General features: G+C 41.5%; 18 protein-coding genes and 1 pseudogene. 4 read left to right on the top strand and 15 right to left on the bottom strand.

All coding sequences use genetic code 11. The features are described 5' to 3' along the window. Window positions 1-22: 22 nt before the first annotated feature. The 4 genes from ACMX3D_RS03920 to ACMX3D_RS03935 all read right to left on the bottom strand — a co-directional run bounded on the left by ACMX3D_RS03920 (window position 23) and on the right by ACMX3D_RS03935 (window position 2,471). Window positions 23-262 (bottom strand): hypothetical protein, encoded by a 240-nt coding sequence (locus ACMX3D_RS03920; RefSeq protein WP_482750160.1) that lies wholly within the window; start codon window positions 260-262, stop codon window positions 23-25. Window positions 263-525: 263 nt separating this feature from the next. Continuing rightward, window positions 526-1,515 (bottom strand): glycoside hydrolase family 43 protein, encoded by a 990-nt coding sequence (locus tag ACMX3D_RS03925; protein ID WP_482750161.1) that lies wholly within the window; start codon window positions 1,513-1,515, stop codon window positions 526-528. A gap of 68 nt (window positions 1,516-1,583) precedes the next feature. After that, on the bottom strand, window positions 1,584-2,333 hold the full coding sequence (locus ACMX3D_RS03930) for a phytanoyl-CoA dioxygenase family protein (protein ID WP_482752272.1): 750 nt from the start codon (window positions 2,331-2,333) through the stop codon (window positions 1,584-1,586). Continuing rightward, window positions 2,334-2,471, bottom strand: a complete 138-nt coding sequence (locus tag ACMX3D_RS03935) for a hypothetical protein (RefSeq protein ID WP_482750162.1) — start codon at window positions 2,469-2,471, stop codon at window positions 2,334-2,336. A gap of 49 nt (window positions 2,472-2,520) precedes the next feature. Between ACMX3D_RS03935 and ACMX3D_RS03940 the strand changes: the two genes are divergently transcribed. Further along, window positions 2,521-3,087, top strand: coding sequence for a hypothetical protein (locus tag ACMX3D_RS03940; protein ID WP_482750163.1), 567 nt, complete (start codon window positions 2,521-2,523; stop codon window positions 3,085-3,087). Here ACMX3D_RS03940 and ACMX3D_RS03945 read toward each other — a convergent pair. Continuing rightward, on the bottom strand, window positions 3,084-3,224 hold the full coding sequence (locus ACMX3D_RS03945; protein ID WP_482750164.1) for a hypothetical protein: 141 nt from the start codon (window positions 3,222-3,224) through the stop codon (window positions 3,084-3,086). The two genes, ACMX3D_RS03940 and ACMX3D_RS03945, sit on opposite strands and share 4 nt — an antisense overlap. 76 nt (window positions 3,225-3,300) lie before the next feature. Here ACMX3D_RS03945 and ACMX3D_RS03950 point away from each other — a divergent pair, with 76 nt between their 5' ends. Further along, a complete protein-coding gene (locus ACMX3D_RS03950; RefSeq protein ID WP_482750165.1) occupies window positions 3,301-4,161 on the top strand; it encodes a hypothetical protein in 861 nt (286 codons plus the stop codon). Here the strand turns inward: ACMX3D_RS03950 and ACMX3D_RS03955 are convergent. Beyond that, a complete protein-coding gene (locus ACMX3D_RS03955; RefSeq protein WP_482750166.1) occupies window positions 4,073-4,525 on the bottom strand; it encodes a hypothetical protein in 453 nt (150 codons plus the stop codon). The genes ACMX3D_RS03950 and ACMX3D_RS03955 overlap by 89 nt on opposite strands. A gap of 344 nt (window positions 4,526-4,869) precedes the next feature. On the opposite strand from ACMX3D_RS03955, the gene ACMX3D_RS03960 reads away from it, so the two are divergent. Beyond that, on the top strand, window positions 4,870-5,154 hold the full coding sequence (locus tag ACMX3D_RS03960) for a hypothetical protein (protein ID WP_482750167.1): 285 nt from the start codon (window positions 4,870-4,872) through the stop codon (window positions 5,152-5,154). A gap of 222 nt (window positions 5,155-5,376) precedes the next feature. Continuing rightward, window positions 5,377-5,967 carry a hypothetical protein gene (locus tag ACMX3D_RS03965; protein ID WP_482750168.1) on the top strand — a complete coding sequence of 197 codons (591 nt, stop codon included), beginning with the start codon at window positions 5,377-5,379 and terminating at the stop codon, window positions 5,965-5,967. 400 nt (window positions 5,968-6,367) lie between these two features. Here ACMX3D_RS03965 and ACMX3D_RS03970 read toward each other — a convergent pair whose 3' ends face one another. The 9 genes and pseudogenes from ACMX3D_RS03970 to ACMX3D_RS04010 form a co-directional block, all read right to left on the bottom strand. Then, the gene (locus tag ACMX3D_RS03970; RefSeq protein ID WP_482750169.1) at window positions 6,368-6,763 is read right to left on the bottom strand and encodes a type II toxin-antitoxin system VapC family toxin; all 396 of its coding nucleotides are present in this window, start codon (window positions 6,761-6,763) and stop codon (window positions 6,368-6,370) included. Beyond that, a complete protein-coding gene (locus ACMX3D_RS03975; protein WP_482750170.1) occupies window positions 6,763-7,050 on the bottom strand; it encodes a hypothetical protein in 288 nt (95 codons plus the stop codon). Before ACMX3D_RS03975 ends, ACMX3D_RS03970 begins: the two co-directional genes overlap by 1 nt. A gap of 112 nt (window positions 7,051-7,162) precedes the next feature. Then, window positions 7,163-7,938: pseudogene (galT, locus tag ACMX3D_RS03980) on the bottom strand (galactose-1-phosphate uridylyltransferase). After that, the gene (locus ACMX3D_RS03985; protein ID WP_482750171.1) at window positions 7,917-9,077 is read right to left on the bottom strand and encodes a glycoside hydrolase family 2 TIM barrel-domain containing protein; all 1,161 of its coding nucleotides are present in this window, start codon (window positions 9,075-9,077) and stop codon (window positions 7,917-7,919) included. The pseudogene galT and the gene ACMX3D_RS03985 overlap by 22 nt, the downstream one beginning before the upstream one ends. Before the next feature lie 25 nt (window positions 9,078-9,102). Next, entirely contained in the window at window positions 9,103-9,270 is a 168-nt protein-coding gene (locus ACMX3D_RS03990; protein ID WP_482750172.1) for a hypothetical protein, read from the bottom strand. Between the two features lie 41 nt (window positions 9,271-9,311). Then, window positions 9,312-10,664: an FAD-binding oxidoreductase gene (locus tag ACMX3D_RS03995; protein ID WP_482750173.1), complete on the bottom strand. Its 1,353-nt coding sequence runs from the start codon at window positions 10,662-10,664 to the stop codon at window positions 9,312-9,314. A 105-nt stretch (window positions 10,665-10,769) separates the two neighbouring features. Then, window positions 10,770-11,582: an ABC transporter permease gene (locus tag ACMX3D_RS04000; protein ID WP_482750174.1), complete on the bottom strand. Its 813-nt coding sequence runs from the start codon at window positions 11,580-11,582 to the stop codon at window positions 10,770-10,772. A 16-nt stretch (window positions 11,583-11,598) separates the two neighbouring features. Then, on the bottom strand, window positions 11,599-12,351 hold the full coding sequence (locus ACMX3D_RS04005; RefSeq protein ID WP_482750175.1) for an ABC transporter ATP-binding protein: 753 nt from the start codon (window positions 12,349-12,351) through the stop codon (window positions 11,599-11,601). Then, window positions 12,348-13,415, bottom strand: a complete 1,068-nt coding sequence (locus ACMX3D_RS04010) for an ABC transporter substrate-binding protein (protein WP_482750176.1) — start codon at window positions 13,413-13,415, stop codon at window positions 12,348-12,350. The genes ACMX3D_RS04005 and ACMX3D_RS04010 overlap by 4 nt, the downstream gene beginning before the upstream one ends. Window positions 13,416-13,425 lie beyond the last annotated feature (10 nt).

Genomic DNA, 13,425 nt, shown 5'->3' on the forward strand with positions numbered 1-13,425 from the left:
TTTCAAAAATTCAATAATCATCTTAACGAGACTCTGTTCCTTGATTGGGAAGACCAGGAACTGTAACAGTACCTCCAGGAGCTTCAGGTTCAGCACCCTGACGAGTTTCTGTACCTGATTCTTGACCAGTCATCCGATATCTTTCATCAAGAGGAGTATCCCCTTCTTCTGTAGTGGGAACAGTTGTTTGAGTCCCAGGATTATCTTCTGGTTCGTATTTAGTTTCATCTTGCCGATTATCGGGAGGGTTTTTTGATGTCATATCTTTGCACCTTGTAATCAGTTATTCTCTAATGTTAGTTTTTAGTTTCTACTAGCTTTACTATCCCCAGATAGAACTATTCCTATAACTAATTCAGGAAAAATACGCTGTGTATGACATAAATTGAGTAATTAATTTTTTGCAACTACCAAAAATAAAATCAAATTTTCTCTGAAGTAATTTCAAGAGCTATAGGAATCATATTTGATTTCTGCGAAGCTAGGTACACCTCTGTTCCCTGTTCCCTACCTACGCAAGTAATTTCAATAATCAAGTCGGGTTCCTATAGTAATAGTCTGTGGTGTCCAAGTAGGGCCTTGGCAACGTGGCCCCTCTGGTGTCCAAATGAGTTTATCTAAACAAATTTGCCGTTTATCCATGTTTTGTGTCCAAGCATGGTAAACAACATACTCAGTTTGACCATCTGGCCCAAGCACAATAGAGTTATGTCCCGGCCCTATGACAAAATTAGGCACAGACTTTAGCACCCGTGGCCCGGTTTCGTTACCAGCATCAGAGTAAGACCCCATCACATTATCGGCAATACCATAATCTACTCCATAGTCCTCAGTTTCCCAGCGTCCACCACTATAAAAGCAATAGTATGTACCTTCATACTTACGAACACAAGGGCCTTCTAAAGTAGGCCAATCATAGATTTCACCGTACATTAAACGGTTGGCTAAAAATCTTTGCCAATTGGAACGCGCTCGTAAAACCACCTTTCCCTGTCCAGCCAGCTTGGTCATAGTTTGGAGTCGGTCTACAAACAAAGCTGTACCAACACGCACACTGCCTTCTGTGTGCAAAAAGTCACGGGCGTAAAACAAATACCACTGTCCATCGTCATCACAAAATGGATGTGGATCAATAGCAAAGGGACAAGTATTTAGGTCTGTAAGTGCTTCGCCAATATCTTGATAAGGCCCCAAAGGCTGATCACTTGTAGCTACTCGCAACTGATGGTTTTTATCTTCATGTCCGACAGAGTAGTAGAGATAAAAAAGTCCATCATTGTAAGCAACTTCGGGGGCCCAAAAATTATCACCAAGGGCTGGGTCTGGCCGCAACAGTGCGTGATCAACAAAATGCCAATTGACAAAATCAAAGGAACGTAACAGAGGAAATACACACGATTGTTTTGTTCCTTCCGCCTCTGCTGCACCAGTGCCGATCGCATAATATACCCCTTCGTATTGCCAAACAAAGGGATCAGCAAAATAACCTTGGTAAACGGGATTAGTGTATTCCATATTTAATAGCTAATAGTCCATAGTCAATAGTTATTAGCCATTAAAAACTAATAATTATTGACCAATGACTAATACTTGAAATTGATATAAGTTTCGACTTTTTCCTTAGATAATTGCTCTACAACCTCGCACCGTAGCATCTGCCTCAGTTCTGCTGGGAGACTATCATAATAGTCTTGTGGCAAAGTTAAATCTACCTTTGGTGTGTGTAACCAGTGCATAGCGTAACCCATGACTACCATAGGTCTGGGCTGGTTTGTCCGATTTGGTGAACCTCGGTGCAGTGCTAAAGGCGATCGCACCATCACATCTCCAGGCTGCATATAAAATGATTCCATCGGAATTTCACCCCTAGCAATCTTTTGTAATCCTTCTTCGCGTGGTAAAAGATGAGTTCCCCTGGCCATTTGAAACGGGCCGTTGTCTGGGGTTACTTCCATTAAGGGAAAGTTAACTGCTACAGCGTAAAGTGGCGTAACTATGCGATCGCAAAATAATGGGCGAAAGTCTCGATGGATTTCCTGATAATCTGAACCCTGGAATGGAACATCAACCCCCAATTGCACCATGACATATTCTTGATAAAAGACACGCTCTAGAACACTCATAATTATTGGGTTAGCAAAAACCAACTCATGAGCAAATGGGTAAATCCAAGGCAAAGTTAGATAATACCGGGAAGCTTCCCGAGGAGCTAAACCACCTGCTTGATTTTGGCGATCGTGAAATAACTTTTCAAACGCTTCTAACCACTCATCAATCAATTTTTGCTCAAAAAGATGAGGAATTACACAAATTCCGTCTTGATCCCTAGCTATCTAGTTGGTATACAAAGCAGGTAAGCTGAGGAAAGCACCTAGCAGCAGTAAAAAATTAGTGATAGTAAAGTTGCCTCGCCATCGCCCGGAACGAAAATTCAGTAATACCAAACGAATAATAATAGAATGTTCACTCATTGAATGTGTACATTGTGGAGCAGAATTAGTGCTACGCCGACCAAGACATATGCGTAAAACCATTCAAACAATGGATGGTGCAGTGTTTGTGGCAGGCAAGAGTAAAGAATGTACCAATTCCAGTTGCCCACATTATGGTAAACATTACTACGCTACTGGCGTACTAAAATACAGCTTACCTTACAGTACCTACGGGCTAGACGTGCTGGCATTCATAGGTTGGCAACATGAGCATGAGCATCAACAGTTAGTAGAAATTCAACAGGAATTAAATCAGCGTGGTGTGAAAATTAACGAGAGTAATGTAGGTAAGTTATATCGTCAGTTTTTGGCACTGTTGGGTGGAACGATGGCAGATACCCAAGAGAAATTAGGGGCTACAGCTCATGAGCATGGCGGGTTGATTTGGGCAATTGATGCCTTACAGCCAGAGGGTCATGGGACTTTGCTGTATGTGTTATACGAGGTATTAAGTGGCAAACCAGTAAGTGGAATTCAGTTAGCACAGGCGCAGGCAGAACTGTTAACTGAATGGTTGCAACCCTATAAAGAGTTACCGTACAAAGTGTTGGCAACATTGGTCAGATGGGGAATCAGCAATCATAACTGCCATTAAATCAACTTGGACAAATGTACCGCATCAACGTTGTCAGGCACATTTTTTGAACAATCTGAGTGAATCTGCGCTGCCATTCGATACAAAGCTACGGCAACAATTAAAGGCAGATTTGGATGGGCTGCCAAAAGTACCATCTTACTCTGAAAGACCCCAAGACCCTACTGGCTCAAAGCAGCCAGATACTCCCCCTTTTTTTTAGCCATCCCCTATTTGTCACGAGATGCACAGTTAATCTCCATCGAATCCCAGATTCGCGCGGCAATTAGAGATTGTTTAAATCGTACTAGTCGCAAACCTTTTCGTTGGGGTGGTTTAAACGGTTATGAGCAATTAGAAGCGATAGGTTCAATACTACGTAGTTTACCATGTCGAGAAATTGATACAGATTATTTATCTCTGTTGTCAGTCTGGATTGACCAAGCTTTAAACAACAATCTTTCTGTAGCGTTGGATTTGGCCCAAGCGCACAAGTGGTTGCGACAAATTGCTGATTGTTTACGCTATCCTGAATACTCCAACCAGAACGCGGATAATGTAACTGATATTACACAAACTGCGGAAATATCCTTAACCAGCCTTCAAGTTCGGCGCGACATGGAAGAGTTATTAGAGCAGTTTCAACCTGATCCTCAACATCATCCCGCACAGTTTGCCTTGAAGAAAAAGCTACAACGTTTATGGGATAAATACGGGACTAACTTATTGCACTGCTATGATATTCCAGGCTTACCACCTGATAACCTGAAAATGGAAGCTATGTTCAGCAATTTACGTCGCCACCAGCGGCGTATTAGTGGGCGGAAATCAACTGTCGAATTACGTGATTTTGGGCAATATCAAGTTCTTTTCATCGCTGAAAATGAAAAACAGCTACTTGAACAAATTCAGCAAGTACCTGTAAACGAGTACAAAGCTCAACGTCGTAAATTAGCCTTGTCCGAAGCCCCTCGTCAACAAAAACATCGCCTTCATCATGATCCAGTTAGCGCAATACAAAGTTTAGTTCATCAACATCAAAAAATTCTCTGTGTGCTTGAGTCTCAGGCTCTTTCATACCAATTAGATAGCTAGGGGGTATTGGTTGCTCTTGTGAAGTGGGGCGATCGCTCATCACCGTTTCTTTATCTGTAGCCTCACGAACAAAAGCCTCACGAGCCGCAGCATCAGCCCAAGGGTTAATATGCAGTTTCAAATGGCTGGGTAATTCCTCATCTTTGAGACGTTGGGCTTCAATTTCATCCGTCAATACCCACGCATCTTGTCCAGTGATCAATAATTCTGCTACACCAGTTTCAGCAGTCAACAGTACGGTATTACAAGCACCAGCAGTAGCCCAAGCAAACCAATCTGTACCACGCAGGCGCACACCCCCAACCTCAGTTTGAGAGATAGTTTCCCTGATGAATCCTAGTTTCGTCGAGACTTCTTCACTCATAGGAAGAACATATATAGATACAGATAATTATCAAATTCATCTGCGGCTTTTTGCGTCTGTCTGAGGTTTAGCGATCGCTATTACCGCCGGATTACTCAACAATCCTGATATGGCAGTGTTGGCTGCTGTTTACATATGTATGTGACAGGGTTTATTACTATTAGCTACGGGAGAAAGTTGCTGCAAGCACTTCTATTCAGAAATCTTTAAAGGGTAAGGCTATGGGGAGAGATTAGGTATTGCTTAGTCCAAATATGAATTAGCAAGCGAAAGAAGAGTTTGTTGTATAAATGGGAAGTATATTAAGCTTTTGTAATACTACCAACTAAAATGGGCCGTAAGATATGACTTTATATTTTTATGCTGATGAAACAAAATTTGAGTTAGACAATCATGATGGTCAACCTATAAATATTTACGGCTATGGGGTGCTAATAACAAAATATCGCGTAGAAGAAACAGATGTAATTATAGAAGCTTTAAACGATCTCAGGCTAGATCCTGACATTCATAAAGAAGAATCTAAAGAAGCTGATTCTAAAACTCTTTCTAGAAGCTTTTTTCATGCTTGTGAAGACAGCAAAAATGCTCACAGTCATTTATGTAAATCTATCAGGAAATATATATAGGAATCCGAATTGATTACTGAAAATCCTTGTGTAGGTAGGGAACTCTTAACAGGGAATGGGGAATAGGGAACAGGGAACAGGGAATAGAAAGAAACAACCTGTTGCCTGTTAAGCTTTCCTCCTGATGACATCTGACTGTTACCCGTTGCCTCTTCCCTGTTGCCTCTCTCGAACAGATAACAGGAAAGTTAGATGTGTACTGATTTTTTTCACTAATCAAATATGAGTCCTATACAAGGAAAATTTAGGTATGATTATGATGATAAAAGTATATTTCTAGATATTCTTACTCGCACTTGTTTAGCGTTTACTTACAAAAATGAACCTATAGAAATTGTATTTGAAGAAAGAGAGGATTTTCAAGAATCTAATGTAAAGGCATGGCTAGAGCATTTCTATGAAATTGTAGAAAGAATCTTAGTTCAACAACCAGATATTCCGGCTTATTTTCCAGAAATAGCCACTAAAATTAGTGACAAAAAAAATGCAGGAATTCAGGTAACGGATTTTATTCTTTGGTCGCTTAATCGAACAAAAAAGAAAAATACAGATACAACATGGTACGATAGATTAAAATTTACATCTCATAGTAACTTTCATATAGACAATAAATTATACTCAGGAGGAGAATGCCTATTAAGACAAGGATGGGATGAAAAATTAGCATATTTTAGATATCCTATCTCATGCCTAACTCTCAAAGAATTGCCCAGTAACTTTATCGAACTATTAGATTTATATTTATTGATTGAATATCAATTATTGAAACTTAATTGCACTGCTATACCCACTCATGTTTTACATCTAAAATAAAAACTAATCGTAGCTATTAAAAAATTAAATTATCTGAATCAATTCAACAGAAATAATGAAAAAATAATCCAAAGTATTGCTTCTATTTACATTAGGCTGTTTGATACTTTACCAGTTTATCAAGGTTTACAAGAAAACGATTGTAATCAATGGCATAAGTTTTTATTATCTAGGAAGTTCGCATCTCAGTTATTGTTTAAAGAAGATCCAGAAGTTCAAAGGTTCTGTGATGCACTTGTTGAATATAAACGTGGAGGTTATTCCAGAGGATAAAAATGAGCATACATTATGAAGGTTAATTGAAAAAATTACCCTTATTTTTAATGCAGAAAAGTACAAAGAACTATTAACAGAGTATCTTCCCAAACTGATTAAGAATGACTACTGTATTAATCTATATTTATTTCTCTAACCAGTTTTCTAATTGTAAGTTAGAAATATTAGTAAAATCTTTAATATTATTAGTTACGAGGATATCCTGGCGAGAACGAGCAACAGCCGCAATTAATGCATCTAATTCTCCAGTTGGTTTACCATTTTTTTTGAGTTCGCTTTGAATCTTGCCAAATTCAATAGCTGCTTCTAAGTCAAATGGTTCTATGGGTAATAGTTCAGTAAATTGCTGCAAAGTCTTCAGGTTCTTAGCTACCTGTTGAGAATAGTAAATGCCTTTATAAAGTTCCGCAACTATAATTGTGGATAGATAACATTGGCTAAAGTAGCGATTAAATTTAGTCACTGCTTGAGGGTTATCTTTGAGAAGTGCAATGCAAATGTTAGTATCTAACAGATACATTAGCCGTTCTCCTGATTATCAATTGAGTCTATGGTTCTACCTTGGTAAGTATGGCGTTGTTGGTCAATTTCTGCAAATATTTCTGTTAAATCTGGTTGATTTTTCCACGCCCCAAATAATTTATTTAATTTAGCTAATCTCTCTTCTTCTGTTAAAGGTAGTTTTTGTTTGTTTATTTGCTCTTCAATTAATTCCAAGTCAATTATTATTTCTGTACCATCGGGAATATTATTCAGTTGTTCTAACAGTTCAATATTTTGCCCGCGTTTTATACCTTTAACTCTCATGTTTACCTAAGTTCTAGTATTTTTATATATTCTAATTGTGATATTAACCAATTATTCAACATGAGGCGCATTCTTTATAAAATGCGCCTTTTAGCAGTTAGCCATTTTCCCTTTATGCAGAAATTGGCATTTGCAAATTGACGCTCACCGCCTGTAACTCTTTCGCCTTCTCCTCTGGTAAAGCATCATTCGCAAACATCCCGGCTGCAAGTTCCGTTCCCGCCAAATACTTCAGCTTGTCACTGGTGCGATATGGGGGATAAAACTGCGCGTGTAAATGTGCTTCAGGATGAGCTAAACCATCCGTAGCTGCTTGAAACCAAGCCATAAGGTAAGGAAATGGACGATTCCACAAGCCGTCATACTTGAGGGTGACGGTTTTCAATGCTTTAGCCAGTCCCAAGCGTTGTTTTGGAGTTAGTTCCATAAAACTGCTCACTGGCTGAATTGGTGCAACCCAAACTTCATAGGGATAACGCGCACACACCGGGACAAAAGCGATCGCATCTTCATCCTGATATATAATCCGTTGGTGATCAGCAATCTCTTGTTGAATCAAATCTTGCAGCAAACCCCTTTGATGTTCTTGATAATACTCCTGCTGCATGGCTAACATCCGCGCTGGTACAGGTGGTATAAACGGATAAGCGTAAATTTGCCCATAGTTGGCGCGAGGGGGTTATATTCTGGAGGCGGCATGAATGTCCGCCCTTGACGGTGACTAGCATAAGCCACCCATTCACCCCGCAAGGGATGCCAGCGCAGGTGAGGATTAGCTTGCACTGGCTCATTACTAGGGCTAGTAGCTTCTAGTTCATGGGCAATAGGATAGCGACTATATAAAGTTAACTTTCGTCCATCGGGCTTTAACAGCTGGTGGGAGTACATAATCCTTGTCCTGAAAGGGTAGCAGCGCGGATGGCTTCAATAGGGAATTTCGGTGTGCGATCGCCGTACAATAAACCGTTAGCTTCTTGGAAGGTATCTGTGAATTGTGTGTAACAGAAACCGCTAAATAGCTCAATGTCATTCACTGTTTTCAGCAAAGCAGCATATTTCATTTCTAGTTCGGAGATATTTGAGCAATTCTCATATCCCCAAGCTTGATCTGCATTAGGTTGGTCAAGTGGTACATAAGCAATCCCACCAAACTCAGTCAACATGACTGGTTGTCCTTGATGGGGATAGTTATCGAGGGTGAGGATGCGTCCGCCTGGACGGCTACGCTCAAATAAATCCGATATCTTGATATCAGGTCGATAACGATGGGCTAATCGCTCAGGCTTCCTATCGTAGTCGTGGATAGCGAGAATATCTGTATCTGTACTTTCCCAACCATCGTTACCAATGACTGGGCGCGTCGGGTCGAGGGTTTTGGTCAAGTGATACATTGCTAAGACGTAGTTACGATGAGCCGCCGTCTCTACTAAATTTGGCACTCCCCAAGATTCATTAAAGGGAACCCATGCCACAATACATGGATGACTGACATCTCGTTTGATTACCTCAGTCCACTCACGGGTCATGCGTTCTACGGCTGTCGGTGTAAAACGGTAAGCACTGGGCATCTCTTCCCATACTAACAACCCCAACAAATCTGCCCAATATAAAAAGCGGGGGTCTTCAATTTTTTGGTGTTTGCGGACTCCGTTAAAACCCATAGCTTTGACAAGTTCTACATCCCGCCGCAATGCTTCATCACTGGGTGGAGTCATTAAGGTATCAGGCCAATAACCTTGGTCGAGAATAAGCCGCAGATAGTAAGGACGACCATTGAGCATAAAGTGATCGCGCTGAATACTCACAGTCCGCATTGCTGTATAAGACTGCACATGATCTAGCAACTGGTCTTTGTACCATAGCTGAATTTCCGCATCAATCAGCGTCGGCTTTTCTGGACTCCACAGTAATTCATTCCGACAGTCGTCAATACCTGGATCACCTAAAGCAATGCGGCGGCTAACTTCTCCACTGAATACCTCGTATGTATCGCAGGCTAACACCAGTCCATCAACGCTCAACTTCACAAAGTCAATAATTTAAAATTCTTTCTCAATCTTTGCGCCAGTTGGGTCGTGTAGGGATTTCTGGTACTTTTCCTTCCATTTGTGCAGGCTTTCTGCGATCGCAGTCGCTACAACGGGGAGGCAGCCGCATCGGCAGGTTTCCCACGCCACTTGCTACAACGGGGGAACCCGCCCACACAACTGTCCTCCGCAACGCGCTGCCTCACCTTTGCGTTAAAAAAAAGCTAGGATAAATCAATTTCTTGTTACCTTGAATTCTAGTACTTTACTCTTACCAGGGTTCATTAACCCATAAGGATCGACCATTTCTTTAAATTTCAATTGCTCAGGGTCAATTACTTTTCTGCCACCATCTTCAATAATATAGGTGTGAGGATTGGCAATAAACACACCTTTAGCTTCGTGGTAGTGAATAATTTCATTGAGGCGTGCTTCGGTGGAGTAACGCACAAGTTGTAAAGCCGCAGGAATTACTTGGCCGTTGACGCGAATAAATTCTAAGTGCATCATCACTTCATCACCGAAATAATGATATAGCTCCTCTACTAGTTCTAAACCTTTGTCGGCGGGGAAGATAGATTGTAAGTAGGTAAGTGAAGTATCTACAGACCGGGCGTGTAAGGTGGTGTGATTCCAAGTAAATTCAGCCAAATTCAATCCTTTACCTGCTTCTTGTGCTGGCTTTTGATAAGTAATTTGACCGTTGTATTGCTGTACCAAACCAGGTAAGAATTCTAAACTGGGTTCTGCAACCATTAATAACGCTGCATGAGTGCCATCAGGAATATATTGGTGTAGGGCGCTAAAGTATTCCGGGATGGGTGATGCAAAGATTGATATGATTTTTTTCATCATACCATCAGCATTACCTAAAGACTGCCCAAACTTTGCTGCTGTCATAAAGTTGTCAAAGGTGACAATTACTTCCGCCCAAGGATAAGCAGGTGCTAGAGGTATTTCGACTTCGGTGATGATACCGTTAATTCCCCAAGCATGGTTGACTTTCTGTACATCGTCGCCACGCAGTTCGATGACACGGGGTTCTTCTTCTAAAGTTACCACGCGTAGTGCTAAAAGATTGCCGCGATCGCCAAGTAACCCATACTGTATCGACCCAATACCACCACTTCCACCAGCCACAAACCCGGCAATAGTGGCTGTGCGGTAGGTAGAGGGAGACATCCGCATTTCCCAGCCACTTCCCTTTGCTTTTTTATCTAAGGCGGCTAATTTCACCCCAGCTTCTACTCGCGCTACCCCTGGTTTTACCCAGAGAATTTCTTGCATTTTGGTCATGTCTAAAATTACGCCGCCGTGCATCGGTACACACTGCCCATAATTTCCGGTTCCTGCACCGCGTACCGTTACAGGTACACGTAATTCTGCACAGGTGGCTGCAACTTTTAACACTTCTGCTTCGTTTGCAGGACGCACCACGATATCCCCGACTTTGCCAGCAAGTTTGGGTACAAGAACGGGGCTAAAAGTGTGGTAATCCTGGGATAATTTGGCTACTTGGTGGGGGTCTGTGATAATTTCTATGCCTGTAAAAGCAGCGCGGAGGGTATCTAAATTGGTAGTTGCCATAGTCTTTTTTTAACGCAGATTTACACGGAGGTAAGCGCAGAGTGACGCTGAGAATTTATCTCTTTGCGCACCTTTGCGTCAACCTCAGCGCACCTTTGCGTTTTATTAGTTTTCATGTTTAACGGCGCTTTCGTGCCACTTACTTAATATAAGGTCTGATAGGTAGCTGAGGCTGACAAATATTAGTACGCCTAAGCCAGTGGTAAGGAATAAGGCCGCAAACATTCGGGGAATTTGCAGGTTGTAGCTAGAAATTAGGATACGGTAGGCAATACCTGATTTTGCCCCACCTGTTCCGGCGACAAATTCCGCGACGACAGCGCCAATTAAGGCTAAACCACCGCTAATTTTCAACCCACCTAAAAAATAAGGCATAGCACTGGGTAGGCGGAGATACCAAAGGGTTTGCCAGCGTGAAGCTTTGTAGAGTTGAAAGAGGTTGAGTAAGTTGCGATCAACGCTGTTGAGTCCGAGGGTAGTGTTAGAGACGATGGGGAAAAAGGCGACTATCCAGGCACAGACTACTAAGGCGGCAAAGGTGTTATTTTTAAACCAAAGAATGATTAAAGGTGCGATCGCTACTATCGGTGTTGTCTGTAAAATGACCGCATAAGGAAATAAACTTTTTTCTATCCACTTACTTTGCGTAAACAAAATTGCAATTAATAAACCAGAAACCACAGCCGCAATAAAAGCAACTACTGTAATTTGTAACGTAATTAATAACGAAGCAAATAACTCGTTCCAGTCGGCAATTAACGTTTTAAATACTAATAAAGGACTCGGCAAGATATAAGGTGGTGAATTAGTTACCCGCACCAAAACATCCCATAGCAGCAAAACTATCACACCAACTAAGATAGGTGCTAAAACCTCAGCAGAGATAAATTTACTTGTATTTCTATCACTAATCTTCATCTGCGTCCATCTGCGGTTAATTCATTCCTTCCGCTAAACAATGGGAAACTTTCCGACAATATTCGTTATATAACACTGATGTCCGAAACTCTTCATCACGAGGATATGGGACATCAATTTCGATATCTGCCACAATTCGTCCTGGATTTGTTCCCATAACTAACACGCGATTAGATAAATACACCGCCTCGTAAATATTATGAGTCACAAACAGCACTGTCCAACGATATTTTTGCCACAAATCTAATAAATCGCTGTTAAGTTTGCTGCGGGTAATTTCATCTAATGCCCCGAATGGTTCATCCATTAAAAGAATATTGGGCTGAGTAACTAAAGCCCTAGCAATGGAAACTCGCATTTTCATCCCCCCAGATAACTGCCTAGGATAACTATCGGCAAAATTTGTGAGTCCTACTAAAGCTAAGGCTTGTTGTACTAAATTTTGGGCATCTTCCTTGGGTATTCCTGCCAATTTTATCGGTAGGCGGACGTTTTCTCTAAGGTTTGCCCAAGGCATCAGTGCAGCATCTTGGAAAACAAATGCTAATTTTCGCGCTGTTTGAGGTATGCCCCATTCAATTTTACCGGAACTGACTTTACCTAATCCAGCTATTAACCGTAATACCGTACTTTTACCGCATCCCGAAGCGCCTACTAAGCTGACAAACTGCGATTCTGGAATCTCTAAGTTCAGGTCTTGCAAGGCAACTGTGCCATTAGCGTAGACTTTGTTAATCTGATGGAGTGTAATCGCCGGATAGTTACTCATGAAGACTTGTAGTAGTCTATGCTTTTATTGACGAATTGCAAGGTAAACGCATCTTTGTAGTTAATATTGGGCTTGTAGACCCCAGCAGTTACCATGCTATCGTAGAGTGTCTTCCAGCGTTCCTGGCTCATTGCGCCAATACCTTGTTTTGCGGCAGTACCAGAAGTAATAATCCCATATTCTTTCAGTTTTTGAATGCCGTATGCTAATTGGTCATCGGTCATTTCGGGGTTATCTTTTTTGATGAGTTGATTCCCTGGTTGGGGATTTTCGAGGTAGCTGTACCAACCTTTAATTGAGGCATCAACAAATCGCTGGACTAAATCGGGTTTTTTTTCTACTAGTTCTTTTCTGGTTTCAATGGTTGTGGCGTAGGTAGAGTAACCATAATCTGCTAATAAAAAGACTGTGGGTTTAAATCCGCCTTGTTTTTCCACAGCATAAGGTTCTGAGGTGATGTAGCCTTGCTGTGCTGAAGTTTTATCTGCCAAGAAGGGGGCGGGATTAAAGTTGTAGGGGCGTTTTTGGTCGTCGGTAAAACCATACTTAACTTTGAGAACTGGCCAATATGTAACGTTAGCAGCCGCCGAGACATAAATTGGTTTGCCTTTGAGGTCTGCAAGAGTTTTGATTGCTGTGTTGGGATGGGTAATAAGGCACTGCGGGTCTTTTTGAAAGATGGCCGCTACGGTAATTTTGGGAATTTCTTGGGCAATGGCGTTAATTGCATCGATGCCATATCCCATGAAAAAGTCAACTGCACCCCCTACTAACAACTGAGTGCCGCTTGGTACTTGTGGGCCACCCATTTTAATGGTGACATCTAGACCATGCTTTTGGTAAATACCTGTCGCGATCGCCTGGTAAAATCCGCCGTGTTCTGCTTGTGCATACCAGTTTGTGCCAAAGCTGACTTTATCTAACTGTGAACTCGAATTTGCTGGTTCGTTGCTGTTGGTGCAAGCTGCAAGCAAGCTGCTACCCATACAGATAGAACCATACTGAATAAACTGGCGGCGAGTTAGGCGATGAATCACTGTTGTTGAAGGTGGTAACAAATTCAAAGAACAAGAG

The sequence above is a fragment of the Anabaena sp. TISTR 8404 genome (genome assembly GCF_056847745.1).

Coding starts and splice junctions, on each gene's coding strand:
- ACMX3D_RS03945 (WP_482750164.1), bottom strand. CDS start 3,224: ATGGTACTTTTGGCAGCCCATCCAAATCTGCCTTTAATTGTTGCCGTA.
- ACMX3D_RS03955 (WP_482750166.1), bottom strand. CDS start 4,525: ATGAGTGAAGAAGTCTCGACGAAACTAGGATTCATCAGGGAAACTATC.
- ACMX3D_RS03935 (WP_482750162.1), bottom strand. CDS start 2,471: ATGAGTGAACATTCTATTATTATTCGTTTGGTATTACTGAATTTTCGT.
- ACMX3D_RS03925 (WP_482750161.1), bottom strand. CDS start 1,515: ATGGAATACACTAATCCCGTTTACCAAGGTTATTTTGCTGATCCCTTT.
- ACMX3D_RS04005 (WP_482750175.1), bottom strand. CDS start 12,351: ATGAGTAACTATCCGGCGATTACACTCCATCAGATTAACAAAGTCTAC.
- ACMX3D_RS03975 (WP_482750170.1), bottom strand. CDS start 7,050: ATGAGAGTTAAAGGTATAAAACGCGGGCAAAATATTGAACTGTTAGAA.
- ACMX3D_RS03965 (WP_482750168.1), top strand. CDS start 5,377: ATGAGTCCTATACAAGGAAAATTTAGGTATGATTATGATGATAAAAGT.
- ACMX3D_RS03920 (WP_482750160.1), bottom strand. CDS start 262: ATGACATCAAAAAACCCTCCCGATAATCGGCAAGATGAAACTAAATAC.
- ACMX3D_RS04000 (WP_482750174.1), bottom strand. CDS start 11,582: ATGAAGATTAGTGATAGAAATACAAGTAAATTTATCTCTGCTGAGGTT.
- ACMX3D_RS03995 (WP_482750173.1), bottom strand. CDS start 10,664: ATGGCAACTACCAATTTAGATACCCTCCGCGCTGCTTTTACAGGCATA.
- ACMX3D_RS03960 (WP_482750167.1), top strand. CDS start 4,870: ATGACTTTATATTTTTATGCTGATGAAACAAAATTTGAGTTAGACAAT.
- ACMX3D_RS03940 (WP_482750163.1), top strand. CDS start 2,521: ATGCGTAAAACCATTCAAACAATGGATGGTGCAGTGTTTGTGGCAGGC.
- ACMX3D_RS03970 (WP_482750169.1), bottom strand. CDS start 6,763: ATGTATCTGTTAGATACTAACATTTGCATTGCACTTCTCAAAGATAAC.